The organism is Massilia atriviolacea, assembly GCF_003953935.1.
Lineage (GTDB): Bacteria > Pseudomonadota > Gammaproteobacteria > Burkholderiales > Burkholderiaceae_D > Telluria_A > Telluria_A atriviolacea.
This window is the reverse complement of record NZ_RXLQ01000004.1, coordinates 191,261-216,401: the sequence shown is the minus strand read 5'-3', so window position 1 is coordinate 216,401 and position 25,141 is coordinate 191,261. Positions and strand designations below refer to the sequence as shown.

The 25,141-nt window shown below is 63.9% G+C and carries 19 protein-coding genes and 8 tRNA genes; 14 read left to right on the top strand and 13 right to left on the bottom strand.

The window, feature by feature from the left end:
- Positions 1 to 111: 111 nt before the first annotated feature.
- Positions 112 to 1,689, top strand: coding sequence for an FAD-binding oxidoreductase (locus EJB06_RS08995; RefSeq protein WP_126073671.1), 1,578 nt, complete (start codon positions 112 to 114; stop codon positions 1,687 to 1,689).
- On the opposite strand, the gene EJB06_RS08990 is transcribed toward EJB06_RS08995, so the two are convergent.
- The 6 genes from EJB06_RS08990 to EJB06_RS08965 all read right to left on the bottom strand — a co-directional run bounded on the left by EJB06_RS08990 (position 1,676) and on the right by EJB06_RS08965 (position 9,813).
- Positions 1,676 to 2,443 carry an N-acyl amino acid synthase FeeM domain-containing protein gene (locus tag EJB06_RS08990; protein ID WP_229426985.1) on the bottom strand — a complete coding sequence of 256 codons (768 nt, stop codon included), beginning with the start codon at positions 2,441 to 2,443 and terminating at the stop codon, positions 1,676 to 1,678. The genes EJB06_RS08995 and EJB06_RS08990 overlap by 14 nt on opposite strands.
- A gap of 43 nt (positions 2,444 to 2,486) precedes the next feature.
- Positions 2,487 to 5,258 (bottom strand): XrtA/PEP-CTERM system TPR-repeat protein PrsT, encoded by a 2,772-nt coding sequence (gene prsT / locus EJB06_RS08985; RefSeq protein ID WP_126073670.1) that lies wholly within the window; start codon positions 5,256 to 5,258, stop codon positions 2,487 to 2,489.
- Positions 5,259 to 5,338: 80 nt separating this feature from the next.
- Positions 5,339 to 5,917 carry an N-acyl amino acid synthase FeeM domain-containing protein gene (locus EJB06_RS08980; RefSeq protein ID WP_229426984.1) on the bottom strand — a complete coding sequence of 193 codons (579 nt, stop codon included), beginning with the start codon at positions 5,915 to 5,917 and terminating at the stop codon, positions 5,339 to 5,341.
- A gap of 435 nt (positions 5,918 to 6,352) precedes the next feature.
- Complete coding sequence (gene prsT, locus EJB06_RS08975) at positions 6,353 to 9,118, bottom strand: XrtA/PEP-CTERM system TPR-repeat protein PrsT (RefSeq protein ID WP_126073669.1); 2,766 nt, start codon at positions 9,116 to 9,118, stop codon at positions 6,353 to 6,355.
- Between the two features lie 126 nt (positions 9,119 to 9,244).
- Entirely contained in the window at positions 9,245 to 9,631 is a 387-nt protein-coding gene (locus EJB06_RS08970) for a PIN domain-containing protein (RefSeq protein WP_126073668.1), read from the bottom strand.
- Positions 9,625 to 9,813, bottom strand: coding sequence for a hypothetical protein (locus tag EJB06_RS08965; protein WP_126073667.1), 189 nt, complete (start codon positions 9,811 to 9,813; stop codon positions 9,625 to 9,627). The genes EJB06_RS08970 and EJB06_RS08965 overlap by 7 nt, the downstream gene beginning before the upstream one ends.
- Before the next feature lie 379 nt (positions 9,814 to 10,192).
- On the opposite strand from EJB06_RS08965, the gene EJB06_RS08960 reads away from it, so the two are divergent.
- Entirely contained in the window at positions 10,193 to 12,040 is a 1,848-nt protein-coding gene (locus EJB06_RS08960; RefSeq protein ID WP_126073666.1) for a pre-peptidase C-terminal domain-containing protein, read from the top strand.
- Between the two features lie 61 nt (positions 12,041 to 12,101).
- On the opposite strand, the gene EJB06_RS31810 is transcribed toward EJB06_RS08960, so the two are convergent.
- Positions 12,102 to 12,290: a helix-turn-helix domain-containing protein gene (locus EJB06_RS31810; RefSeq protein WP_164557873.1), complete on the bottom strand. Its 189-nt coding sequence runs from the start codon at positions 12,288 to 12,290 to the stop codon at positions 12,102 to 12,104.
- Positions 12,291 to 12,369: 79 nt separating this feature from the next.
- On the opposite strand from EJB06_RS31810, the gene EJB06_RS08950 reads away from it, so the two are divergent.
- From EJB06_RS08950 to EJB06_RS08905, 9 genes are all read left to right on the top strand, one after another.
- Complete coding sequence (locus EJB06_RS08950) at positions 12,370 to 12,867, top strand: hypothetical protein (protein WP_164557872.1); 498 nt, start codon at positions 12,370 to 12,372, stop codon at positions 12,865 to 12,867.
- A 275-nt stretch (positions 12,868 to 13,142) separates the two neighbouring features.
- Positions 13,143 to 13,216: transfer RNA gene (locus EJB06_RS08945), tRNA-Ser, on the top strand.
- A 192-nt stretch (positions 13,217 to 13,408) separates the two neighbouring features.
- A tRNA-Asn gene (locus tag EJB06_RS08940) sits at positions 13,409 to 13,499 on the top strand.
- Between the two features lie 117 nt (positions 13,500 to 13,616).
- A tRNA-His gene (locus EJB06_RS08930) sits at positions 13,617 to 13,710 on the top strand.
- Between the two features lie 5 nt (positions 13,711 to 13,715).
- A tRNA-Arg gene (locus EJB06_RS08925) sits at positions 13,716 to 13,791 on the top strand.
- A 163-nt stretch (positions 13,792 to 13,954) separates the two neighbouring features.
- Positions 13,955 to 14,040: transfer RNA gene (locus tag EJB06_RS08920), tRNA-Leu, on the top strand.
- A 56-nt stretch (positions 14,041 to 14,096) separates the two neighbouring features.
- Positions 14,097 to 14,172 (top strand) — tRNA-His (locus EJB06_RS08915).
- A gap of 42 nt (positions 14,173 to 14,214) precedes the next feature.
- A tRNA-Trp gene (locus tag EJB06_RS08910) sits at positions 14,215 to 14,290 on the top strand.
- A gap of 299 nt (positions 14,291 to 14,589) precedes the next feature.
- Positions 14,590 to 15,156 (top strand): HNH endonuclease, encoded by a 567-nt coding sequence (locus tag EJB06_RS08905; protein WP_126073663.1) that lies wholly within the window; start codon positions 14,590 to 14,592, stop codon positions 15,154 to 15,156.
- A 43-nt stretch (positions 15,157 to 15,199) separates the two neighbouring features.
- Here EJB06_RS08905 and EJB06_RS08900 read toward each other — a convergent pair whose 3' ends face one another.
- Entirely contained in the window at positions 15,200 to 15,928 is a 729-nt protein-coding gene (locus EJB06_RS08900; protein WP_126073662.1) for an NAD-dependent epimerase/dehydratase family protein, read from the bottom strand.
- A gap of 30 nt (positions 15,929 to 15,958) precedes the next feature.
- On the opposite strand from EJB06_RS08900, the gene EJB06_RS08895 reads away from it, so the two are divergent.
- Both EJB06_RS08895 and EJB06_RS08890 read left to right on the top strand, forming a co-directional pair.
- Positions 15,959 to 16,177: a hypothetical protein gene (locus EJB06_RS08895; RefSeq protein WP_126073661.1), complete on the top strand. Its 219-nt coding sequence runs from the start codon at positions 15,959 to 15,961 to the stop codon at positions 16,175 to 16,177.
- A 32-nt stretch (positions 16,178 to 16,209) separates the two neighbouring features.
- On the top strand, positions 16,210 to 17,907 hold the full coding sequence (locus EJB06_RS08890) for a diguanylate cyclase (RefSeq protein ID WP_126073660.1): 1,698 nt from the start codon (positions 16,210 to 16,212) through the stop codon (positions 17,905 to 17,907).
- A 100-nt stretch (positions 17,908 to 18,007) separates the two neighbouring features.
- Here the strand turns inward: EJB06_RS08890 and EJB06_RS08885 are convergent, their stop codons facing one another.
- The 3 genes from EJB06_RS08885 to EJB06_RS08875 form a co-directional block, all read right to left on the bottom strand.
- A complete protein-coding gene (locus EJB06_RS08885) occupies positions 18,008 to 18,628 on the bottom strand; it encodes an RES family NAD+ phosphorylase (RefSeq protein ID WP_126073659.1) in 621 nt (206 codons plus the stop codon).
- The gene (locus EJB06_RS08880; RefSeq protein ID WP_126073658.1) at positions 18,625 to 19,206 is read right to left on the bottom strand and encodes a hypothetical protein; all 582 of its coding nucleotides are present in this window, start codon (positions 19,204 to 19,206) and stop codon (positions 18,625 to 18,627) included. Before EJB06_RS08880 ends, EJB06_RS08885 begins: the two co-directional genes overlap by 4 nt.
- 243 nt (positions 19,207 to 19,449) lie before the next feature.
- A tRNA-Arg gene (locus EJB06_RS08875) sits at positions 19,450 to 19,525 on the bottom strand.
- Between the two features lie 196 nt (positions 19,526 to 19,721).
- Here EJB06_RS08875 and EJB06_RS08870 point away from each other — a divergent pair.
- Positions 19,722 to 20,348, top strand: a complete 627-nt coding sequence (locus tag EJB06_RS08870; RefSeq protein ID WP_126073657.1) for a c-type cytochrome — start codon at positions 19,722 to 19,724, stop codon at positions 20,346 to 20,348.
- A 281-nt stretch (positions 20,349 to 20,629) separates the two neighbouring features.
- Here the strand turns inward: EJB06_RS08870 and EJB06_RS08865 are convergent, their stop codons facing one another.
- Entirely contained in the window at positions 20,630 to 22,672 is a 2,043-nt protein-coding gene (locus EJB06_RS08865; RefSeq protein WP_126073656.1) for a M13 family metallopeptidase, read from the bottom strand.
- Positions 22,673 to 22,725: 53 nt separating this feature from the next.
- Entirely contained in the window at positions 22,726 to 24,960 is a 2,235-nt protein-coding gene (locus EJB06_RS08860; RefSeq protein WP_126073655.1) for a TonB-dependent receptor plug domain-containing protein, read from the bottom strand.
- Between the last annotated feature and the right edge of the window lie 181 nt (positions 24,961 to 25,141).

Genomic DNA, 25,141 nt, shown 5'->3' with positions numbered 1-25,141 from the left:
GTGCGCACCGGGCCTGGGTCCGGCGCGCAGGCTGCATGCCACACACGACCCGAGCGCTCCGGCGCCGGGTCGTTTGCTTTTCTCCAGGCACTTTTAAGCGATAATGCATAAATGGCCTACACCCAGAGCGAGCATCCGAGCAATAACATCACCGGCCGCGCCACCGATGTGCGCGGCCAGGTGCGCCCGGCCAGCGTGCGCGAGGTCATCAAGCTGGTGCGCGCAGCGCGCAAGAACGGCACCCCGCTGTATCCCTTCTCCACCGGCCTGAACTTCGGCTACGGCGGCAAGTCGCCCACCGCGGCCGGCAGCCTGCTGGTCGACCTGGGCGCCCTGAACACGATCCGCATGACGGTCGACAAACGCAACGGCCGGGTCCTGCCGGTGGCCGTGATCGGCCCGGGCGTGACGCAGGGCATGCTGTACGATTTCCTCGAAGAACACCACCCGAACCTGACCTTCAATGTCACAGGCTCGGCGCGCGCCACCAGCATCATCGGCAATGCGCTCGACCGCGGGGTCGGCTACTTCGGGCCGCGCAAGGAAGACCTGTTCGGGCTGGCCGTGGTGTGCGGCACCGGCAAGCTGCTGCGCACCGGGTTCCGCCGCCTGAAGCGCTCGCCGCTGGGCACCAGCAATCCCTACGGCCTGGGGCCGATGATCGATGGACTTTTTTTCCAGAGTAATTTCGGCATCGTGGTCAGCGCCTGTTTCCGCCTGGTGCCCAAGCGCCCCAGGCAGGTGGCGCTGTCGCTGTCGCTGCGGCGCGAAGCGGATTTGCCGGCCTTTATCGACGAATTGGCCAACTGCAAGCGCGAAGGCCTGATCGAGTCGGTCACCCACATCGCCAACCGCGCGCGCACCCACGCCACCCTGGCCTACGGCGTGACGCGCTACCTGGAAGAGCAATGCGACTACACGCCCGAGCGCGCCTTTGCCGAAGCCGAGAGCGTGATGGACCTGATCGCGCCGGGCGAGTGGGCCAGCCTGGGCGCGATCACCGGCACCAAGGCCCAGGTCAGGGCCAACCTGGTCGAGATCCGGCGCCGCATGAAGGGGCTGGCGCAGGTGCGCCCGATCACCCACCAGCTGCTGGACACGGCCTACGCGGTGGCGCACCGGCTGCGCTTCATCCCGGCGGCGCGCGCCAACGCGGCCGCGATCTCGGCCATCCGGCCCCTGCACACGCTGGCGCTGGGGGTGCCGACCGATGCGGCGATCGATAATCTGCTGTGGAAATTCGGGCGCGCCGACCTCAAGGCCGCCCAGCTCGACCAGTCGAATTGCGGCTTGCTGTTCATCAATCCGGCTCTGCCGCTGGACGGCGCCTTCGTCGACCATTTCATCACCGAAATGAAGAAGACGGCGGCGCGCCACTACCACGACACCCTGTACATCACCATCAACATCGAGACCCCGACCTCGCTGGTGGCGGTGATCAACCTGCTGTTCGACCGCAGCAACCTGGACGGGGTCAAGCGCGCCCATTACTGCGCCGACCGCCTGCTCGACAAGATCCACGAGATGGGGCTGGAAGTGTACCGCGCGCGCGCCGACATGATGGCCGCCATCGTGCGGCGCGACCCGCATTACTGGGCCGTCATCCACTCGCTCAAGACCCGGCTCGACCCGGACAGCATCATCGCGCCGGGGCGCTACGATGCCCAGCCGCGGGCTAGCCGAGCTTGATCAGGCGGTTGGCGATCCCTTCTTCCTCGCGCTGCGAGAAAAAATACGGATACAGGGAGCGTTCGGTGCCGGGATGGCTGCTGGTGCCGCCCATGCGCCGGATCTGCTGCGCCATGTGCTCGACGCTGAGCCACATCAGGTAGGCGGGGGCGTCGACCCGGGTGTTGTGGCGCAGCTCGGCCTGGTCCTGGAAGTCGAGCATGGTCTGGTAAAAGCGCCGGTGGCGCGGATTGACTTCGATCAGCACGTCGGTGCGGCCGTGGATGTAGCGCGCGTAGATGAACAGGGTGTGGAACAGGGCCGCCAGCGCCATCTTCGACTTGACCTGCGGATCGAAGGCCAGCTTGGTGATTTCGCATAACTTCGCGCCGCGCGCGCGGTAGGCGTCGACATGGTCGCGGAAGATTTCGTCGGCCAGGATGCCGCGCTCGGAATCGAGGCCCAGGGTCACGGTGCCGATCACGCTGCCCTTGTCCGAGGCCGACAGGGTGATGCGGTTCGGATCCCTTTCCATCTTGGCCACGTTGTAGCCGCGCATGGCGTACATCTTGCTGATCAGCAGGCTGGCCGAATTGCGGCCCTCGTCGGTATCGGCCAGGCGGATGCCGAAGGTGCGGTCGTTGTCCTTGAAATTGCCGATCAGGCGGCTGCCGTCCGCCGCCCCCCCGTCGTCTTCGCCGCCGACCACGTAGGACGACTCGAGACGGGCCTGTTCCTTGCCCATCGCTTCCACTGCGTCGTGCTCTGCATTCATGTGAAAACTCCCTGTGGCCCGGCCGCCTGCGCGTGCGGCCGCTTTATAGTTGTTTGAGCAAATCCCGCGCGTCCTCGCGTTGCGGAAATTGCTTGTGTCTCTCCAGCAAAATTTCAAGTTCCTTGCGTGCCTCGGCCGGCTGCTTGGCCTTGATCAGGGCGCGCGCCAGGTGCAGGCGGATTTCCGGCACCCCCGGCAGCCTCGCGCTCGCTTCGCGCAGCAGCGGCAGGCCGCGCCCCAGCTCGCCCTGCTGCACCAGCACCCAGCCCAGGGTATCCATCACCGCCGGGTTGCCCGGCAGCGCCTGGTAAGCCGCTTCGGCGGCCGGCAGTGCGCGCGCATCGCCGGCCAGCTCGTAGGCCACCGCCAGATTGTTCAGGGCGCTCGGATAGCCGGGTGACTTCTTCAGTATGGCTTCAAATTCCGTAATTGCTAATTGATATTTTTTATTGGAAATATACTGCTCTCCCAGGTAACCCGGCACCTTGAGGTCGTCCGGATGGGCCGCGCGCCATTGCTGCACCTTGGCATCGGCTTCCTTGCCCCTGCCGCCGATGCGCAAGGATTCGTAGAGCTTGATCAGCAGCTCGGCATTGTTGCCCAACGAAAAGGCTTTCTCGTACAGGGGGATGGCGGCGGCGGTGTTACCTTGTACCAACAGAACGTCGGCTTCGGCCACATAGCCGACCGGCAGCCTGGCATGCATTTTCTGCATGCCGCGCGCCACGCCGAGGGCATCGTTGAACTGTTTCTGGCGCAAGTGGGCGGCCGCCAGCGCCAGCTGGGCGTCCAGGTAGTCGGGCTGCAGCGCCAGGGCGCGCTTGAGCGAGGCGCTGGCCGAGGGCAGGTTGTTCATCGCCGCGTGGGCCGCGCCGAGCCGGTAATGCGCTTGCGCCGATTGCGGCGCGGCCACGGTCAGCTTGGTGAAGCTTTCCATGGCGCTGCCATTGTCGCCGGTGGCGACCTGCAGCTGGCCGAGCAGGTCGAGCACGGCCGGATTGTCCGGATTGGCCACCAGCAGCTTGCGCACCAGGGTCAGGGCCTTGGCGGCCTGGCCCATGCGCACATAGTGATTGGCCAGCACGATGGCCGGGCCGACCGCGGCCGGATCGACCGCGTTGGCGCGTTCGAGCAGGGTGCCCGCTTCGGGCAGGCGGCGCTGGGCCACGGCCATGGCGCCGAGCGCGGTCAGGGCCTCGACGTTATTCGGGTACTTGGCCAGGAAGGCTTCGTAGCGGCGCCGGGTGGCGTCCAGGTTGCTGGCCTGCATGTCCAGGCGCGCCAGGTTGTCGACCGCCGGGAAGAAATCCGGATGCAGGCTGAGCGCTTTTTCGAAGGCGATGCGCGCCCCGGCCTGGTCTTTCTTGCCGAGCAGCGCCAGGCCCTTGAGGTTGAGGATCATCGGGTCGCCCGGATTGCGCACCTCCAGCGGGGCCAGCGCCTCCAGGGCCTTGTCGAACTGGTTCAGGCGCAAGGCCGTCATGGCCAGGGTGGTGCCGGCGGTGCTGGTGGTCTGGTCGAGCGTGCTGGCCAGTTCCAGTTCGGACAGGGCGCGCGCTTCCTCGCCCTGCTCCAGCTTGCTCAAGCCGAGGGCGGTGCGCAGCTGCGCCTTTTTCGGGTCGAGCGAGCTGGCCCGCTCCAGCAGCGCGGTGGCCTTGCCGAAGTCGCGGTTGTCGGTGTAGGCCTTGCCGGCGATCGCCAGCAGCTGGGGATCCTGGGAGGCGGCCAGCACCGGCGCCAGCACCGCGATGGCGCCCTTGGCGTCGCCCGCGGCGATGCGGGTCGAGGCCAGCAGCTTGCGCGCGTAATCGTTGTCGGGATGGGCTTCGTGGTATTTCTTCAGGTGCTGCTCGGCTTGCGGCAGCGACTTGAGGCTGAAGTGCACGGCGCCGGCCAGCAGCACCGAGGGCATGTGCTCGGGCGCCACGCGCAGCACCTGCTGCAGCGATTCGAGCGCGGCCGCGTGCTTGCCCTGGGTAAAGTCGAGCAAGGCCTGGGCATAGGTCACCATCAGGTTCTTGGGCGCGCTTTTTTTGGCGGCGGCCAGCGACACGGCCGCCTCGGGATAGCGCCGTTCGGCGATGAACAGATAGGCCTTCTGCAGGTGGGCGCCGGCGCTGCCCGGTTCCAGCGCCAGCACCTGGTCGTAGGCGGCCAGCGCCTCGGCCGGGCGGCCCTGGGAACGTTCGAAGTCCCCCTTGAACAGCCAGCTCGCCACATCCTTCGGGTTCTTCTCGACCGCCTGCGCCACGTAGCGCGCCGCGCCCGCCTTGTCGGCGCCGGCCAGGGCGATATTCGCCAGGCCCATCAGGGCGACCGGGTAGCCGGGATCGAGCTTGAGGGCGCGTTCGAAGGTCTCGGCCGCTTCGGCGCGCTTGCCGAGCTGGTAGAAGGCGGTGCCGCGCTGGCTGAGCACCTTGACGTTGGCGGTGTAGGCGCTGTCGGCGGTGGCGTCGACGACTTTCTGGAACTCGCCCTGGAACAGTTGCGCCAGCAACAGTTCGGGCAAGGTCCGCTCGGGCGCCATGCCCAGCTCCATGGCCTTGCGCACTTCCTTCTCGGCCGAGACGGCGTCGCCCAGCTTGTTATAGGCTTCGCCCAGCGCCAGGCGCGCTTCGGGGTCGCGCGGGTTCCTGGCGACGGCGTTCTTGAGCTGGATCAGGGCCGACACATGGTCGCCCCGTTGCTGGAACTGCCTGGCGTCGGCCAGCAGGCTGGCCGCCGTTTCGGTCTTGCCGCAGCCACCCAATGCAGCAAGCATAAGGACGGTGGTAAGGGCGGCGGCGCCGGCCAGGGAATGCGCTTGCGTTGACATGACGATCCTGTTGTTACAGGGCGGTGGCGCGATGGCGCCGCCCGCCGATTGCGAGAATGAAGCGCCGCGGACAGCCGCGGCTAGCCGATCGACAGCAGGCGGTCGGCGATGCCGGCTTCCTCGCGCTTCGAGAAAAAATAGGGGTACAGCGAGCGTTCGGTACCCGCATCGTCGTGCACGCCGCCCAGGCGCTCGATCTCGGCCCCCATGAAATCGAGGCTGAGCCAGAGCAGATGCGCGGGCGCGTCGACGCGCGGATTGATGCGCACCCCGCTTTGGGTGCGAAAACCGAGCATGTGTTCATAATAGCGCCGGTGACGCGGATTTATCTCGATAAACGCATCCGTGCACTGGTAAATATGATGGGCGTAGATGTACAGGATGTGGAACAGCGAACCGAGCGCGAACTTGGAGCGCACCGTGGGGTCGAACGCCAGCTTGCTGATTTCGCACACCTTGGCGCCGCGCGCGCGGAATTCGTCGATGTGGTCCTTGAACACTTCGTCGGCCAGGATGCCGACCGGGGAGTCGACCCCGAGGGTGACGGTGCCGATGACGTCGCCCTTGTCGAAGGCCGACAGGGTGATCTGGTTGGGATTGTCTTCGAGCCGATGGGTACCGGCATAACCGCGCCAGGCATACATCTTGTTGATGAGCATGCTAGCCCGGTTACGCCCTTCTTCGGTGTCGGCAACGCGAATCCCGAAGCTTCGTGTATTGATCGTCATCTCGGAGATGTTATCAGAATAGTCTTCCACAAAAACGCAGTGACTGCCAAGATTGCCAGTATCGGGCGCGGGAAAATTGAAACGAGTTGTTTCAAGATTATTGAGAAACTGATCCATCGACTATGATCCCGAAGATATTGTCCAAGCTGCGAATTCAGTAACATATTGTTAACTAGGCTATCCTAACATCGTGCGCAAGATGCGGGGAGACAATTAAATTTTCTTCGCAAATATGCAACAGCCGGCCCGGCACGCCGCGATTGACTTCCCCCCAAAAGCAAAAACCGCCGTTCCCGGCATGGCCGGAAACGACGGTTCGAGGCAGCGGCGCCTGCCGCTGCGCGCTTCTAGTGCGAGGCAGCTGGCTTACAGTTCCCTGGCCAGCGCCCTGGCCTCTTCCACCTGGCTGAAGTTCTTGCTGGCCAGCACCCGGTCCAGCTCGCGCCTGGCGCCCGCCTTGTCACCCGTCCTGGCCAGCCCGGCCGCCAGGTGGAAGCGGATGTCGGCCGCCTCCGGCGCCAGCGCGACCGCCTTTTGCAGCAGGGTCAGGCCCCGCTTGGCGTCGCCCTGCTCGACCAGCATCCAGCCCAGCGTGTCGGCGACGGCGGCGCTGTCGCCGGCCAGGGCGAAAGCCTGTTCGGCGGTCTTCAGCGCGCGCGGATCTTTTTCCTGCTGGTAGGCCCAGGCCAGGTTGTTCAAGGCTGCCGCATTGCCCGGCGCCAGCTTGAGCACCGCTTCCAGGCCGGCGATGGCCGCCTTGTAGCGCTTGCCGGCCAGGTCGTTCTCGGCCACGTACAGGCCCAGCGCCACGTCGTCCGGATGCTCGGCGGCCGCCTTGGCCAGGCGGGCGTCGGCTTCCTTGCCCTTGCCGGACTGGCGCAGGGCGCTGTGCAGCTTGATCAGGGTGCCGCTCGACGGGGTCAGGGCGAAGGCTTTCTCGAACGCGGGAACCGCTTGCGCAACCTTGCCCTGCGACATGCTCAGATTGCCTTCCAGCTGGTAGCCGAGCGCTTCTTTCGGACGCTGTTTCTGGATCTGGCGCGCGATCCCCAGCGCCTCGTCGAGCTTGCCGGCGCGCGCGGCCAGTTCGGCCTGGGCCACCTGGGCGTCGACGAAATCGGGCTGCAGCGCCAGCGCTTTTTTCAGGTCCTCGGCGGTGGCGCTCAGGTTCTTCATCTGGATGTGCACCGTCGCCAGGCGGAAATGCGCCATCGCCGACTTCGGCGCCGCCCCGACCAGCTTGCCGTAGGTATCCAGCGCGCCCGGCAAGTCGCCGTTCGCCAGTTGCGCCTGGCCCAGCAGGTCGAGCAGGTCCAGGTTTTTCGGATTGGCGACCTGGAACTTGCGCGCCAGGGTCAGGGCCTTGTCTTTCTGGCCGATCGACAGGTAATGCGCGCCCAGGGTGCGCGCCGGGCCGATCGCCTCGGGATTCTCGCTGCTGGCCTTTTCCAGCCACTGCCTGGCTTCGTCCTTGCGCCCTTGCGCCAGCGCCAGCTTGGTCAGGGCGTAATAGGCTTCGACATTCTTCTTGTCCTTTTCCAGGAAACTGAGCAGTTGCTGTTTCGCCAGTTCGGGCTTTTTCTCGCGCATGGCCAGCTGGGCCAGGTTGGCGGCGGCCGGGAAATAATCGGCCTTGAGCGAGAGCGCCTTGTCGAAGCTGGCGCGGGCGTTGACCATGTCGTTCATGCCCAAGTACACGCCGCCCTTCAGGTTGTGCACCATCGGGTCGGCCGGCTGGGTCGCTTCCAGCGCCTTGGCGGCGGCCAGCGCCTTGTCGTAGCGTTTCAGGCGCAGTTCCGTCATCACCAGCAGCACTGCGGCCTTGGGCGACTTGGCGTCGAGCCGGGTCGACTGTTCGAGTTCGCTGACCGCGCGCGCATCGTCGCCGGTGGCCAGCTTGCCCAGCGCCAGCGAGGTGCGCAGCCCGGCCGCATCCGGCGCCAGCGCGCTGGCCTGCTCGAAGTAGGCGGTGGCCTTGGCGTAGTCGCGCGCCTGCATGTGGGCTTCGCCGGCCAGGGCCAGCAACTGCACGTCGTCCTTGGCGGAATCGAGCATCGGCGCGAGCTGGGCCAGCGCTTCGGTGGTCTGGCCCATTTTCAGCAGGGTGCTGACCATCAGCTTGCGCGCGTAGCGGTGCTCGGGCATGGCGGCCAGGTATTTGCGCAGGTGCTGTTCGGCCTGCGGCAACGAGCCGAGCGCGTGCTCGACCGCACCGGCCATCAGCACGCTCGGCATGTGTTCCGGCGCCACGCGCAGGATTTTTTGCAGCGTTTCCTTGGCGGCGGCATGCTTGCCCTGGGTGAAGTCGAGCAAGGCCTGGGCGTAGGACACCATCAGCGCGTTGGGCGTGATCTTGCGCGCCGCGTCGAGGTCGGCCTTGGCGGCGTCGAACTTGCCGGCGGCGATCTCGACAAAGGCGCGCTCCAGGTGCGCCGAGCGGTGGTTCGGCTTGAGCTTGAGGACCTGGTCGTAGGCGGCCAGCGCTTCGCTGCCCTTGGCCTGGGCGCGCAGCAGGTCGCCCTTGAACATCCAGGCGCTGGCGTCGGCCGGGTTGCTTTTGACGGCCTCGTCGGCCAGGCGGTTCGCTTCCGGCAAGTCCTTGCGCGCCAGCGCCTGGCGCGCCGAGCCGATCAGGGCGGCGGCGTGGCCCGGCCTGGCGGCCAGCGCCTGGGCGTACAGTGCCGTGGCCTGGTCGGCCTTGCCGAGGCCGGCGTTGGCGTCGGCGCGCAGGGCCAGCATGTCGGCGTCGGCCGCGCCGGCGGTTTCGTCGAGCACTTTCTGGTATTGCTGCTGCAGCATCAGGGCGTTGGCCAGGGCCGGCAGCGCCTTGTCCTTGGGCGCGCCCAGTTCGATGGCCTTGCGCAATTCTTTCTCGGCCGAGGGGATGTCGCCGGTGTCGAGATACAACAGGCCCAGGGTCAGGCGCGCATCGGCGTCGGACGGGTTCTTGACGAGGGCATTTTTCAGCTGGATCACGGCGGCCTTGCTGTCGCCCTTGGCGATGAACTGCCTGGCGTCGGCCACCAGCGACGCCGATGTTTCGGTCTTGCCGCAAGCACCGACGGCGCCCAGCAGGAGTAATGCGGACACCACGGCGGCGCCGGCGTGCGTCTTGGATCTGGTAACTGGCATGACTTCCCTATCGTGTGCAACGTGAAATAAGTGGCTGGATCAGCCCGCGCCGGCCCGGGCGGCCGGTGTTTGGCGTGCTCATATTCTATATCGATTTCTCGGGGGAACGAGAAGAACAGGCCGCGTTTACGCGGGGTCGGCGGGGGCGGCGGTGTAGGGCACCAGGACCGTCTCGCCCGGTGCGAAATCGCGGGTGTCGCAGGTGACCAGCACGCGCCCCGACAGGGTGGCGGTGGCCAGGATCACCGCGTCCGGCAGGCGCATGGCGTGCGCCTCGCGCACGCGCGACGCTTCCATCGCCACCTGGTGGTCGATCGGCACCAGTTCGAACTGGCCCAGGAAGGCTTCGACCAGCAGCCGTTCGGCCTCGTCGTCGGCCACGCCTTCCATGATTTCCATCCACGTCACCACGCTGATGGCCTTGTCGACATAGTGATCGCAGGCCAGTTCCGCTTCGGGAACGCCGTACAGGTAGTCGATCAGGATGTTGGTATCGAACAGCGCTTTTACCATTCGTCGCGCAACCTGTGCTGGTAACTGACGCCATCTTCGGGGATGCGCTTCTTCCACAGGCCGAAGGCGCTCGGCTGCGGCGGCCCGCGCCGCTCGGGGGCAACCGGCGCGGAACAGCCTGTTTCATCGGCAATGACACCTGGAACATGGGTTACCGCGGCGTCGTTCGGATTGCGGCCCATGTGGCGCCTCGAAAGTTGTTCAATGTTAAGTAGTGTATATCATCGTTTGCGCCCCGTCAGCAGGAGGCGGTTTGGGGGTGGCTTATCCGGATTGCATAGGGAATACGGAAATAAGCGGGCTGTGCCGAATAAGCGCGGAACTAGGGTGCCTTCTACCTATTAATCGCGGGAAATTCGTGTATTTACTTCAGGAAAATTCGGCCTTCGTCCATGAGGGACGCCGACATCGCAATTGGTATTCTTGTGCCGATTGGATACATACAGCGTATTTCTCCCATGGTAACGTTCTGCGGTCGCAACTGATATCCAGACGACAACTTTCGCGCGTTTTTCGCGAGAAACTTGCCTGAACCATAAAAATGACCTTACCGGAGACTGAATGAGATCCTCGCACACCCTGTTCCTGCTCATGGCCGCCGCCTTCGCCGGCAGCGCCGGCGCCCACACCGAGACGGCCAGCGCACAAGGGGCGCGCCCCGCCGCCGGCCAGCAGATCGGCAGCGTCGACGCGGTCCTGAGCGGCTTTGCCGCCCAAAACGCCAACGGCCGCACCCTGCAAGTGCAATCGGTCGGCGGCAATACCGTGGCCGCGCATATCCGCGACTATGCCGACAAGAATGGCGTGGTGTCGATCACCGGTACCGCGGTCGACACGCCCGACTCGGTGTTCGTGCTCAAGGGGAACAAAAAAGCCGTGTACGGCTACCTGCTCAAGTACGACAGCCGCAAAGCCTGGGAATACACCACCGACAGCGCCGGCAAGGTATGGCTGACGGAAGTGCCGATCACCAAGATCGTGCCCGATTTCGACCCCGAGTTCCGCGACAAGCGCACCCCGTCCATGCTGGCGCTGGCGGTGTCGCACCCGGTCTACAGCCCGATGGCGCTGCGCCAGGCGCGCCATCTCGGCCCCTACCAGAATGAAGACGTGACCCAGCTGCAAAGCAAGCCGGGCAGCCCGTATGTGTTCTACCTGAACACCACGGCGGTGATGAGCGGCAGCACCCCGCTCAACGGCGTCACCAAGGAAAACATGTACCGCGCCTGGCAATCGATCGCCGACCAGTACTCGATGCTGAACCTGAACGTGACCACCAGCCGCGCCGTGTACGACGCCGCGCGCACGGCCAACGTGCTGCGCACCGGCATCATCAACTTCATCAACCAGGATGGCCGCTCGTTCGCGCCGCTGCGCTCGTTCGGCACCACCGCCGCCGGCACCCTGTACCGCAATCCCTCTTCCGGCTTCGACTACGGCTACGGCATCGGCATGACCGGCGCCCACGAAGTCGGGCACCAGATGGGCATGAACCACGACCGCGGCGGCAGCGGCGGCGAGTATTTCGAAGGCATCGCCGCCTACCAGTGGGGCCCGATCATGGGCAACTACTGGATGGGCGGCGGCTGGGCCAACCAGCTGTTCACCTGGAGCCGCGGCGAGTACACCACCGCCAGCAACTTCGAGGACGACCTGCGCATCATGAACGTGGACGAAGCGGTGCCGTACATGGCCGACGATATCCCGGACACGCGCGCGCTGGTGCTGGGCACGGGCGGCGCCATCGATCCGACCCGCAACTTCGGCCAGATCGAACGCAACACCGATACCGACACCTTCACCTTCACCACCACCGGCAGCACCACCCTGAACCTGCGCATCGACCCGCTCGAATACCTGCGCATGCTCGACGTCGACGCCAGCATCTATAACGCGGCCGGCGCCGTGGTGGCGCGCAGCAACCTGGCGGTCAACCGCTCGGCCCAGTTCACCAATCTGTCGCTGCCGGCCGGCAGCTACCGCCTGGTGGTGCGCGGCGGCGCCGAGGGCACGCCGGCCAACGGCTTCTCGACCTATTCCTCGCTGGGCTGGTACGGGATGAAAGGCACGCTGGCGGGCGCCGGCGGGACCGGCTATCCGGTCCTGAACAACGGTGTGGCGCTGGCAGGCCAGGGCGCGGCGACGGGCGGCTGGCAATACTTCACGATCGACGTTGCGGCCGGTAAAACCCAGGTCGCGTTCGCGCTCAACGGCGCCAATGGCGACGCCGACATGTTCGTCAAACTGGGCGGCACCCCGACCACGGCCAGCTACAACTGCAAGTCGGACGGGCCGAGCAGCGTGGAAAACTGCACGGTCAACGCGCCGGCGGCGGGACGCTACTACGTGGGTGTGTATGCGTATGCGGCGTATAACAACCTGAGCGTCAAGGCGACGTACGCGCCGTAAGCGGCGATCGCGGCAGCGGCCGTTTTAACGAACGGCCGCTGCCGACGCCTTGCCAGCGAGTTCAGTTATCCTTGAACAGGGCCGATACCGGGCAGTCGAACAAGGTGGCCAGTCCTTCCAGCAGGTCGACGCTCAGGGACTTGGTGCTGTTGTTGACCACGCGCGTGAGCTGGGAATGCGAAATCTCCACGCCCATGGCGGTCAGGCGTTTCCACAGTTCTGTGACGAAACGGATGTCGTGTTCAGCCATCAAAACCTGGACCCGCAGGACGGCTTTGCGCTGTGGCCCCTGGAGGGGCTTGGATAAGGGGGATGTTTTCAGTGTGTGCATGGGTTCGTCGTACCTCACTACGACAGGCGTCATCATACCCGTTTGCCGCCGACCCCGTTTTCATCTGTTGCAAAAAAACCCAAGCAGCGCCATTTATTTGCATCTGATGCAAATTATTTTCCAAATTTGCTTGCGTTCCGATTTTGTGCATGTCAGAATGCATTCACTCGCTCAGCAAGAGCACCGACCGCAACAACGACCACAGGGATTGAACGTGAAAACAACGACGCAACAACAGATGACGACGCAGCGCCCAGCGCGCGGCCTGTCGCTGCTTGCCTGCAGTCTGTTGGCGTCGTTACCAGTTGCACTGCTGGCCGCGCTGCAAAGCGTCAGTGAAGCCGCATCGAAGGGCCTTGGCGCCCTCGCCGCCGCCGCGAATCATGCGCGCCGTCCATTGCCAGCATCCTATCACCACCAACATGATGACCAGTGGCCCGCATTTTTTGGCGCACATTGGGAACCTGGAAACAACATCCGAGGGGGCAACCCCTAGTCGCGGAGGCTGACCCCTCCCCGGCTGACCGGCAGGTCAAGCTCAAGGGCTCGGATGTTCCGCAAGGACGCCGGGCCCTTGTTGTTTTGGCCGGCAGTTTTACCGCAGCGCCGTAGCAAACCGTAGCAAATGCAGTCAAGCCCTTTCAGTTTGAGGCCGTCCCCGGACAACCCGGACCAGACGCAGTTCTTTCACAATTCGGACAGGTAGTAAAACGGTTCCGCCTGTATCGGTATCGCACCCTCACGTGCGATACCAGTGCGGGTAGAACCGGTGCGGGAATAGCTCAATCGCAGAGCGCAACCTTTGACGGGTTGAGACAGGGAGTGCGAATCTCCCTCCCGCGCCATTCCACAAAGCGCTTTCAAACAGCGCATGGCCCTGCCAGGGGCAAGTCGCGCCGAGAGGCTTTGTGGAATGGCCGATCAGCCTTGGGCGACTGCGGTGCACTGTCGATCCGCTTTCTCCGCCATACGGGGCTCGAATCCCTGGTCGCCCGCCAGCATTCACGCGCCGGTATCGACCGGCGTGTATTTCCTTTTCCCCGATACGCTAACTGGTAAGCGCACGCACTGTTAATGCGTTGTAGACCCAACAGGGTTATGCAGGTTCGAGTCCTGCTTGGGGAGCCAGTATCGATTGTGGATTAGCTCAGCTGGTAGAGCACTTGACTTTGACTCAAGTTGTCGCAGGTTCGAACCCTGCATCCACTGCCAGTTTGCCGCGTATGACCGCGCGGTGTTTTTTCAATGGCGGCCCCAGCTCGGTTGGCAGAGCATTGGATTGTGATTCCAAGGGCCGCCGCCGTGGCGCCGGCCGGTGCAAATCCGGTACGCCATCCCATTATTCTCACCTTAGCTCAGCTGGAAGAGCGCGACGCTACGAACGTCGAGGTCGCAAGTTCGACTCTTGCAGGTGGGTCCAGTCAAGGCACGTGTCGCCCGCGTGCGGCATTCCCATAGTTCCCGGATAGGGTTCGTGGCGAAGGCCGTGCGCGGGTTCCGGATATCAGCCCGGCACGCGCAAGCCGTGGTGCGCTCCGAAAGTTTGATGCGCACTACCCCGGCAGGCAACCGGGACCCTCACCGCGCTCGTGGTGGAAATGGCAGACACACCAGACTTAGGATCTGGCGCCGCAAGGCATTGGGGGTTCGACGCCCTCCGAGCGCACCAATTTTTCCTGACTGGCGTGACACACGCCGGCAGCAGCATTTTTCATGTTTTCAATGGTGACGTTAGCTCAGTTGGCAGAGCTCTGGATTGTGATTCCAGCGGCCACCGGTTCGAATCCGGTACGTCACCCCAATTTATCGATCGCGCGCCTCACGCAGCGATCATGCTTTCCCTATCTCAGTGGCGCAATTGGCAGCGCAGCGGTCTCCAAAACCGAAGGCTGAAGGTTCGACTCCTTCCTGGGATGCCATCTTTATGCGGGCTTGCCCGAGCGGTCCAAGGGCGCGATGCCCAAGGGCGCGCTGCAACACCGTTGTTCGCCGGTTCGAATCCGGCACCCCACTCCAATGCAGCGCAAGCGATATCGCCCGGGCGTGCCTCACCGCGCCCGGGACTGCGCGGTGCGCTGCGCCTTTTTTCGTGCTTGCTGCTTTGCCTGCAAGGCGTATTATCACGTTTAACACCTGTCCGGATTTTCATCTTCCGCCAGCGCCCCGGCGCCGGCCTTTCAACTATTCCATTCAAACAGGCATTAGTAAAAGTGAAAATATGACTCCGCAAATCTTAGCACTCGACATCGCAGGAAATCCATTCGGATGGATCTCCGCCCAGGAAGCGATCCATTATTACGCCGTCGGCAAGGTGGCATGGGAACTGGGTGACCGTGAATTTCTGTTTCGCGGCGGGGTGTCGAATGCGGGCGTGCTGTCGACCATGACGGTCAAGCCGATCATTTCGATCATGGGCAGCGAGCGCATGACCAAAAAACTGCGCGTGGCGCTGCCGCTGGGCGACGATAACCAGCTGCTGTTCGCGCGCGACCGCCATACCTGCGCTTATTGCGGCAATGTGTTCGCGCGCCAGCACCTGTCGCGCGACCACGTGCTGGCGCGTACCCACGGCGGCAAGGATAGCTGGACCAACTGCGTGACCGCCTGCAAGTCGTGCAACCAGGCCAAGGGCGCCACCATGGTGCATGATTTTCATCCGCTCCTGTATGTGCCGTATGTGCCATGCCGTTTCGAACACTTCATCTTGAGCGGCAGAAATGTGCTGGCGGACCAGCACGATTATCTGTCGGCCAAATTGCCGAAACACTCGCGCCTGCTGGCCTGATGCGGCATCGCCGGCTGGCGCAGGCGGCAGGAACGCCAGGCGCCTATCCTTCGAGAAGCCTGAACGCGTCGTCGCGCGGCCGGTAATCGAGCACACTGCGGGTGTTGTCGATGGACAGGCGCTTGTAGCGGTTGTCCGATACCCCGTGCACCACCGTAAAACCGCGCAGGTCGGCGTCGATGCAGCGCGCCAGCAACTGCACCACATCGCGCTCGCTGATGAAGGCGGCAACGTCACGCGCGCTGTGGCGCTCCCCTGCCCGGAAGGCAGCCACATTGGCAATCCGCACGGCAACCGTGACGAGGGCGCCATCGCCGGCGAAGAAGGACGCGAGCGCTTCGCCAAAGGCCTTGCTCACCCCATACATATTCGCCGGCCGCGGCGCCATGTCTTCGTGCACCTGCACGTCGGGCGGATAGCCCTCGACCGCCTGCGCGCTACTGGCGAACACGACGCGCCGGCATCCCTGCGCCCTGGCAGCCAAAAACATGTTGTAGCTGCCGATGATGTTGGTCGGTAACAATGAGGTGTGAAAATCGGCGTCGGGCAAGGGATCGGCTGCAAGGTGCAGCACGGTATGCACGCCGGCGCACGCGCGCATGCAGGCAGCCAGGTCGGTGACGTCGAGCGGCACCGCTTCGCCGCCCATGCGCGCCAGGGCGCCGCTGTCGAGGTCGCCCAAGCGCAGGTCGTAGCGGCCTTGTTGCGCGGCCACAAACGCGGTCCCGATCCGCCCTGCCGCGCCGGTGACGAGCACCTTAGGGGCATTCATGCGCACACCTGAGACGGGCCGGACTGGATCATGACAGCGCTTTCGATAAGAAAAACCCATTATCGAAGCGGCACGCCGAAGGCGTCAAACGAGGAATCATGCGGCCATGAACTAGATTTTCTTGTCCAGCGCACGATTCCGGACGAGGGCAAATATTATCCTGCAACACCGGCCTGGGAGTTCGGTGATACAGTATTTCGCAATATCATGTTCTTCCGCCACATACTGAAACGCAGCTTGTGTTCTTGAAACGCCGCCCCTCACCGTCAGGCAAGGCACGCATGAAATTCGAAACCAAACTCAAGGCGGCAGCCGCCGTCGTCATCCTGGTCATGTCGACCGTGGCCCTGATTCCCTTGCTGGTCAACCGGCATGTGGCGGAGACCATGAGCGACCTGAAAGCGGCAGCGCGGCGCGAACACCTGTACCAGAGCCTGATCAGCATGCTGCGCGACGCCGAGACCGGGCAGCGCGGCTTCATCGTCACGGGGAAGGAAGAATTTCTCCAGCCCTACTATGCCGGCACCAGCATGATTCCGGCGGTCTTGCTTGAGCTCAAGACGGAAAATGCCAACCCGCAGGAATGGGGCACCCTCAAGAATATCGAAGAAGTCACCAACGCCAAGCTGGCCAGCCTGAGCGACACCATCAGCCTGCGCCGCGACAGCGGCTTCGAGAAAGCCGCGCAAGTGATTGCCGGCGGCAAGGGACGTTCGCAGATGGACTTGCTGCGTAGCCTGATCGGCGAGGAACTGTCCGACTATACCCAGCGCCGTAACGAGCTCAGGGAAAAGCTGATCATCACCTCCAATATCGCCGCCTATGCCGGGGTGGCGGCCACCTTGATCAATGTCGTGTTCCTGCTCGGCGTGCTGTTCGCCGCACAGCGGGCGCTGCTGCATCGGCACCGCGCCGAAGAGCGCGCCAATTCGGTGTCCGACGAACTGCGCCGCGCTGCCGCGCTGGCCTCCTTGCGCAACGCCCACCTGCAAAAGAGTGCGGAGTTGCTCCATTCGCTGGAATTGGCCGAGACGATGGAGGAAACCTCCGACATCATCGGCGCCTACCTGCCGGCGCTGCTGCCGGCATTATCGGGCAGCCTGTACCTGTACAACAATTCGCGCAACGTGCTCGAACGCAGCGCGCGCTGGGGCGCCTGCGACGATGAGCCGGATGTGCTGGCGCCGCTCGATTGCTGGGCCTTGCGGCGCGGCAGCGAACACCTGGCCGCCGGCCCCGATGCCCTGGGCTGCCGCCATGCGCGCGCGAGCAGCAAGGGCACGCCGCGCCTGTGCGTGCCGCTGATCACCCAGGGCGACGTGGTCGGCTGCCTGACCGTGGTCGGCGCGGCCCTCGGTGGCGACGATGGCGCCGAACAGGGCCGCTGGATCGTGCAGCTGGCCGAGCAACTGGGCCTGGCGCTGAGCAACGTGCGCCTGCGGGTTTCCTTGCGGCGCCAGTCGATCGTCGACCCGCTGACCCAGCTCTACAACCGGCGTTACATGGATGAGGTGCTCAAGCGCGAATTGCTGCTGGCCGAACGCAAGGGTGGCGCGGTGACGGTCGTGATGATCGACCTGGACCATTTCAAGCGGGTCAACGATACCTATGGACACGATGGGGGCGACGCCCTGCTGGTGGCGGTGGCGGCCGCCCTGCGCGAGAATGTGCGCGCCTGCGACATTGCCTGCCGCCTGGGCGGGGAAGAAATGCTGATCGTCCTGCCTGAGTGCAATATGGCCAACGGGCTGGTGCGTGCTGAAGCGATCCGGCTGGCGATTGCGGCGCTGCAAGTGCGCAGCAATGGGCAGATGCTCACCGCCACCGCCTCGTTCGGCGTGGCCAGTTATCCCGGGCACGGGCGCACGGTCGAGTCGCTGGTGCATGCGGCCGACCTGGCCTTGTACGAAGCCAAGCATGGGGGCAGGAATTGCGTGATGGGCGCGCGCGGCGCTGAAGAGGCGGATGGCGGGGCGTGAGGGTATCGACGGGGCAAGGCGCCGATGGTTCAAGACGTTCTGAAGAGAATCTGCACGTGCGCCCGAGGTAGAACCACGATTGAACGCCAGCGCTTTTGCACTACAGCAGGCCAATGTGATATTTGTCGAGAAAAGCATCCAGCTCCGAACATTTGAGGATGGGGATCGCTGCGCTACGCGCGATCACGTCGACCCTGTCGAACAACGCGACACATGGTTCGTTGGAGTAGCGAGAGCGGAAATAGATACCGTCGAATTTTTCAGGGTGGGAATGGACGGCAAGGCTCCATTGGTTGGGAACCATGTATTCATTAATAGCCATAACAATATTCTCGCCGCCCATAGGCACCAAACTCTGTGTAAAGTCTGCCAGCCGCAACCTGCGGGCGCTTCCTGAACCGAGCGACGAAATGCTGCGACAGGCTAGCTCTGCTTGTCCAATTATCAATGGAAGATTGCCGCCCGCAAATACATGACGGATTACCGTCTCGAACATACATGCCGAAAACGTCGGCGCGGCATAAAGGACCCCAAACTCATCGTTTGGTACATCAAAACGAAACACCGTGGCACTTGTCGAGCGCCGGTTAAAGAAAATCGGACTGTACATGCTCCGGTGAATTCGCCGCAGCGATGATGCAGCGAGATTGCGCTCGTGGACCGGAACAGCGCGTTTTGAAAAATCGCGTGGCGGTTTAGGGCAGAATGGCGTTTTTGTCATCCAGCACCCTGATCACTGTCGAAACGCGCCCGGGCCAACGCCAGAACAGGTTCCAGATCCAGCCGGGGGTCGAGAATGACTTCGCGTGGACTATGCCCGTCGAGGTGCACATTTGGCGTCGTCAGGAACGCATGGATTACCCAGGAATTCATGGTATCGCCGTTACCGAATGCATGAAATACGGCAGCCAAGCGCGAACGGTTGGCGTCGAACTGCCATGATGGGTAACGAAACCCGCGCGAATTCCCTTCGAGAACTAATGCATAGTAAAGCCCTCGCTTGCGCTCCTCATTAATCATCCGGTCGGAACGGCCGCTGTATTTGGCAGCGGCGGCCAGTGTCAGATTGTCGGGTTTTGCGATCTCGGCACGTGCATACGACGCGCCACGCGTCCTGGCAGCGGACAGGGCCGTGGACTGCGTCGCTGCGATCTGCGCGATCGCCTTCGCTACTTCGCTCTTCACCATTTCCTCAAGAAGCGATCTGGGAATGAGAACAGCAGAAACAGAGCAACGCCCCTTCAAGGACGGGCGGGTTTTGGCGCGCACGCCAGAAAAACGAAGGCTGGAGGTAGTCATGAAAACAGTCTAGGTCATGATTTTCATGACTGCCACACGATGTCAAGCGATTTGATCTTGTCGACTCAACAATTTCCTGATCGACGCGCCTGCGCAGCGAAGCAAGCACAGCTCGCCGAGCGCCAACAAGAAACGAATCACCGTATGGTTAGTCTGGATGGACGAGCCATTCCCACCGCTGCGACAAAGCCGGGACCTGGCCGCCATGGCGGACGGTAAACAATTGAATTCATTGCAAAAAACTGGTGCGGCTGGCGGGGATCGAACCCACGACCCTTGGCTTCGGAGGCCAATACTCTATCCACTGAGCTACAGCCGCGCTGAGGAAAGTCGAACGTGAGGCGAAGGATACCGTTTTTTCTGGCCCCGCGTCCATGGAAAGTGTCGCGTTACGGGGAATTTGCGTTCCATAAGAGGTGCTTTGAGTCTATAATCGCGGGTTTGGCGAGTATTTGCAGGTTCAGCATGCGAACACGACCGGCCGGCAGCTTTTTGAATATTGTACTAAGGACATCATGAGCGACGCACACAACGAACACGAATCCGCGATCCGGACACCAAAGCAGCTCGCCGCTGCGGTTGCCGGCTTCTTCCTGGTCACTGTCATCGGCATCATTCTGCTCGTGACGTTCGTGACGACGAAGAAAACCACTGGCGCCGGCACCGAAAGCCAAAAGGCGGAAGCCGTCGCCGAGCGCCTGCGTCCGCTGGCCGACGAGGGCTTCACGCTCAAGGATGCCAACGCACCGAAAGTCTTCCTCGCCGGCGACGCCGTCTACACGGCTAACTGCGCAGCCTGCCACGCAACCGGCGCCGCCGGCGCACCGAAAGTCGGCGATGCCGGCGGCTGGGGCTCCCGTATCGCCCAGGGCTACGACACGCTGGTCAAGCACGCGGTCGAAGGTATCCGCGCGATGCCTGCCCGCGGCGGCAATCCCGATCTGGACGATGTCGAAGTTGCGCGCGCCGTCGTGCACATGGCAAACCTGAGCGGCGCCAAGTTCAAGGAACCGGCAGCCCCGGCGCCAGCCGCCGCACCGGCAGCCGCTGGCGAAGCAGCAGCGTCGGCGCCTGCCGATGCCGCCGCAGCAGCACCTGCCGCGTCGGCAGCGCCAGCAGCATCGGCCGAAGCCGGCCGCTGATCCGGGCAAGCCTCCTGCGGCGCGGCCTGGCCTGCGTCGCGGTGCGCGAAGCGCCGCGTGAAGCCCGTATGAACCGCAGGCGCCCCACTACCGGACGCGCACTCAAGACTGCGCCAGCACAAAAACCGCTTTTTCAGGGCGGTTTTTTTTCGTCCACAGAAATGTGAGGGCGCGCCAGGCGGCGATATCGCCCGTCAAGCGCCCCGGACACCACCGCATCGGCTGACGCCAGATACAAAAAAGGGCCACTCGCGTGGCCCTTTCCATGTCATTTCACGGCATTACCAGATGGTGACCCGGTCTTTCGGCGCCAGGTACATCTTGTCGCCTTCCTTCACGCCGAACGCTTCATAGAAGGCCGGCTGGTTCATCATGGTGCCGTTGGCGCGGAACTGGCCCGGCGAGTGCGGATCGGTCTTGACCTGCACGATCTGCTGCGCTTCACGCATCTTCATGCGCCATACCTGCCCGAAGCCCATGAAGAAGCGCTGGTCGCCGGTCAGGCCGTCGATCACCGGCGCCGGCTTGCCGCCCAGCGACAGCTTGTAGGCCTTGTAGGCGATCGCCACGCCCGAGTTGTCGCCGATGTTCTCGCCCAGGGTCAGCTCGCCGTTGACGTTATAGCCCTTCAGCGGGCTGTAGGCGCTATATTGCTTGACCAGCATGTCGGCCTTGGCCTGGAACTTGGCGCGGTCTTCCTTGGTCCACCATTCGCGCAGGTTGCCGTCGCCGTCGGACTGGCTGCCCTTGTCGTCGAAGCCGTGGCTGATCTCGTGCCCGATCACGGCGCCGATCGCGCCGTAGTTGACGGCATCGTCGGCGCGCATGTCGAAGAACGGCGGCTGCAGGATCGAGGCAGGGAACACGATTTCGTTCATCGTCGAGCTGTAGTAAGCGTTCACTGTCTGCGGCGTCATGCCCCACTCTTCGCGGTCGATCGGCTTGCCCAGCTTGTTGATGCTGCGGTTGTAGGCAAACTGGCGCGCGCGCATCATGTTGCCGACCAGGTCATCCTGCTTGACCGTCAGGGCCGAGTAATCGCGCCATTTGCTCGGATAACCGATCTTCGGGCGGAACTTGGCCAGCTTGGCCTGGGCTTCCTTCTTGGTTTCCGGCCCCATCCAGTCGAGCGTATCGATGCTCTGCTTGTAGGCCACCAGCAGGTTTTGCACCAGCTCTTCCATACGCGCCTTGCGCTCGGCCGGGAAGTGTTTGCTCACATACTCCTTGCCCACCGCTTCGCCCAGCACGCCATTGACGGTTGCAACGCCGGTTTTCCAGCGCGGCTCGTTTTCCGGCACCCCCTTGAGCACGGTTTCGAAGAAGGCGAAATCGGCGTCGACGAACGCTTTCGACAGGTATTCGGAATAGCCGGCCAGCAGATGCCATTCGAAATACGACTTCCAGGTCGCCAGGTCGGTCTTTTCCAGCACCTGGTTAAAGCCGGTCAGGTAGCTCGGCTGGCCGACGATGACATAGTCGACCTTGCCCGCCACGTTGGCCGCGCCCAGCGCGCTCTTCCAGTCGTAGCCCGGGGTCAGTTCGCCCAGCTTGGCGATCTCGACCTTGTTGTAGCGCTTGACCGGGTCGCGCAGCTCGACCTTGCTCCACTGCACTTCAGCCAGCGCGGTTTCCAGCGCCAGGATGGCCTTGGCGGCGCCCGCCGCATCCTTGTGGCCGGCCATGCCCAGGGTTTTCTCGATGTGGCGCTCGTACTTGGCGCGCACGTCGGCCAGCTTGGCGTCGTCTTTCTTGAGGTAGTAGTCGCGGTCCGGCAAGCCCAGGCCGCTCTGGCTGATGTAGGTGGCGTAGCGCGTCGATTCGCGGCTGTCCTGGCCCACATAGAGGCCGTAGGGCGTGCCCACGCCGATCTGCGACAGGTGCGCGATCAGGGCCGGGATGGCTTTCTTTTCACGCAGCGCGCGGATGCGCTGCAATTCGCCGGCCAGCGGCTTGTAGCCGAGCTTTTCCAGCTTGGCTTCGCTCATGTAGCTGGTGTACAGGTCGCCGATTTTCTGGGCTTCGCTGCCGGCTTTCTTGTTCTTGTCGGCCTGGGCGGCTTCGATCAGGGTGCGCAGTTGCGGCAAGGTATCGTCGCGCAACTGGGCGAAGGTGCCCCAGCTCGACTTGTCGGCCGGGATGTCGGTCTTTTTCAGCCACACGCCGTTCAGGTAACTAAAGAAATCGTCCTGCGGGCGCACGCTGCTGTCGATGTACTGCACATCGATGCCGGAAATCGGGCCGACGGGTTTTACCGGTTCGGCGGCGTTGGCAAAAGCGGCCGCCAGGCTCAGGGTCAGGGTGCTCAGGAGATAACGTTTCACGGGTGGGTGTCCTTATGGGGCTGGGAAAAGTGGCTTGTGGCCGCAGTCGAATACTATAACTTCATTTCGAGGCGCACGGTCCAGGTGGTGTACGTCCGGCTCGCCGCATCCGACAACTGGGCGATGCCGCCCTTGGTCACGATGCGGCCGGACAGGTAATCGTCGTTCGTCAGGTTGTTGGCGGACACGCGCAGCTGGGTGGCGGCGCTGAACTTCCACAGGCCGTAGATGTCGAACTGTCGTTTGACGCCGGTGGTGGCGACTTCGTCGGCGCTGGTGCGCACCAGGATCGCCGGGGTCCAGTTGTAGCTGCCGCCGAGCGTCATCGGCAGGTTCTTCAGGCGCCAGTCGAGGCCGGCGTTGGCGGTTTGTCTGGCTTGCTGGTCGAGCCGGTTGTCGGGGCCGGGAATGCCGTCCACGCTCGACCAGAAGCGGCTGTAGTTCGAACGCAGGTCGATGTTCGGGGCGTCGGCCATCACATCGGCCAGCTGGAACTTCGCTTCCAGTTCGATGCCGCTGGTGCGCGCACTGCCGATGTTCGACGGGCTCGACAGCCAGCGCGGGCCGTCGGGCGTGTCGCGCAGGGTCAGTTCGCGCCGCATCAGATTGTCGATCTTGCGGATAAAACCGCTGGCGCTGAGAATGCCGCCCTTGCCGAGGTAATGTTCGTAGGCCAGGTCGATGCCCTGCGCCAGTTCGGGCTTGAGGTTCGGGTTGCCGGTGCGGTCGGGGCGCGTCGCGCTGTTGAGCTGCGAATAGCTCGGCACGGCGATCAGGTCGTTCAGCTGGGGCGCGCGGTAGCTCTGCGTCAGGCTGGCGCGGATCTGGTCCTTTTCGAAGCCCGGAATGCGCCACACGCTGTGCAGCACCGGGCTCCAGACGCTGCTGTTGTTGCGCACGTCGCGGCCCTGGTTGGTGGCGCTGGTGCGGATGCCTTCCCAGCGCAGGCCGACATAGGCCGACCATTGCGGCGTGATATCCCACTCGTCCTGCACGTAGGCGGCCACGCGGCGCGTGTCGGCCGTCATGCTCGATCCCGATTCGGCGAACTGGGCGCGGCCGTTGACCAGCGCCACCGTGCTCTGTTCGCGGTGGCCGCCTTCCACATCCCAGCCGGCCGCCAGCAGATGGCCCTTGGCCAGCGGCGTGCTGTACTTGCCGCCGCTGTTGAGGCTATGGTTGCGCGCGCTGTCGACGTCGTCGAAATAATCTTTCAGCGAGCCATTCTCGGCGTACTGCTTGCGCACGGAGGTGCTGTCGCTGCGGCCGGCGCCGAAGCCGAACTTGACGTCGAGCTTGGCGCCGGCCTCCATCCGGTGCAGCCAGTTGCCGAAGCCGCGCAGCAGCGTCATCGACGAGGTGGCGTCGGCCAGCGCCAGGGCGTATTCGCGTTGCGGCGGGCCGATGCGCTGGGTCAGCAGGCTGTCGCTGTCGCCTTCGCTGCGGTTATGCATCAGGAACGGCTGGAAATTGAGCGTGTCGCCATTGTCGAATTTATACGACAGGCGCGGGCTCAGGTGCAGCGAGCGCGCACTGCGGCGGCTGGTCGCGTCGACTTGCTGGTCTTTCAGCAAGAGGCCGGCGGGATCGGTGTCCTGGTAGGTGGTGACGCTCTCGTCGACGTTGCGGTTGGTGCCGGCCGAGCCGCTCATCAGCCAGGTCAGCGCGCCAAGCTTGCCGGGCATGGTGAGGGACACGGTCGGACCGTGGCGGCCATCCTCGATGCTGTCGGACAACTTGAGCTGCATGTCTTTCTGCTGGTAACCCTCGCGCAGCACCACGTTGATGGTGCCGGCGATGGCCTGGGTGCTGTGTTCGGCGACCGGACCGCGCATGACTTCGATGCGTTCGACCTGGTCCGGCGAGAGCGATTCGAGCGAAAACCCGGCTGGCGGGCGTTCGCCGTTGACCAGCATCTGCGTGTAGCCGTTGCCCAGGCCGCGCATGCGGGCACCGCCGCCGCCGCGTCCCGGCGGGCCGCCCATGGTCACGCCGGGGAGGCGCTTGAGGATTTCGCCGACGCTGCTGTCGCCGTTGCGGTCCAGTTCCTCGCGTCCGAAGACCATCTTGGCGGCGGTCGAGAGGCGGCGCGATTCGGTATCGTCGGCGCGGCTGCCGTTGATAGTCACCGCGGTGACGGCGGGAGCGGGCTTGGCCGCCGGCTTGCCTTTGGCCGCCGGGACGACAGGCGCCTCGGCCGGCACGGCGGTGGGCGCTGGCTGGGCATGGACGGCGGAAACGCTACTGGCGAACAGGGCGGCGCAGGCGAAGGGAATCAGTTTGCTCATCACGTGTTGAATGGTGGATCAGGCTGGCTGGACGGCAAAGGCAGGCGCGTCATGGGGCTCGCGATGCTCGCATTCTAGCCCCTGCCCTCCCGCGCTGACCGCCGGGCCCGGTTTTTTTACTTTTCGATACACAAACCAAGCCATGTCCACTTCGGTGCCTGTCCACTTCGGTGCCAGGTCT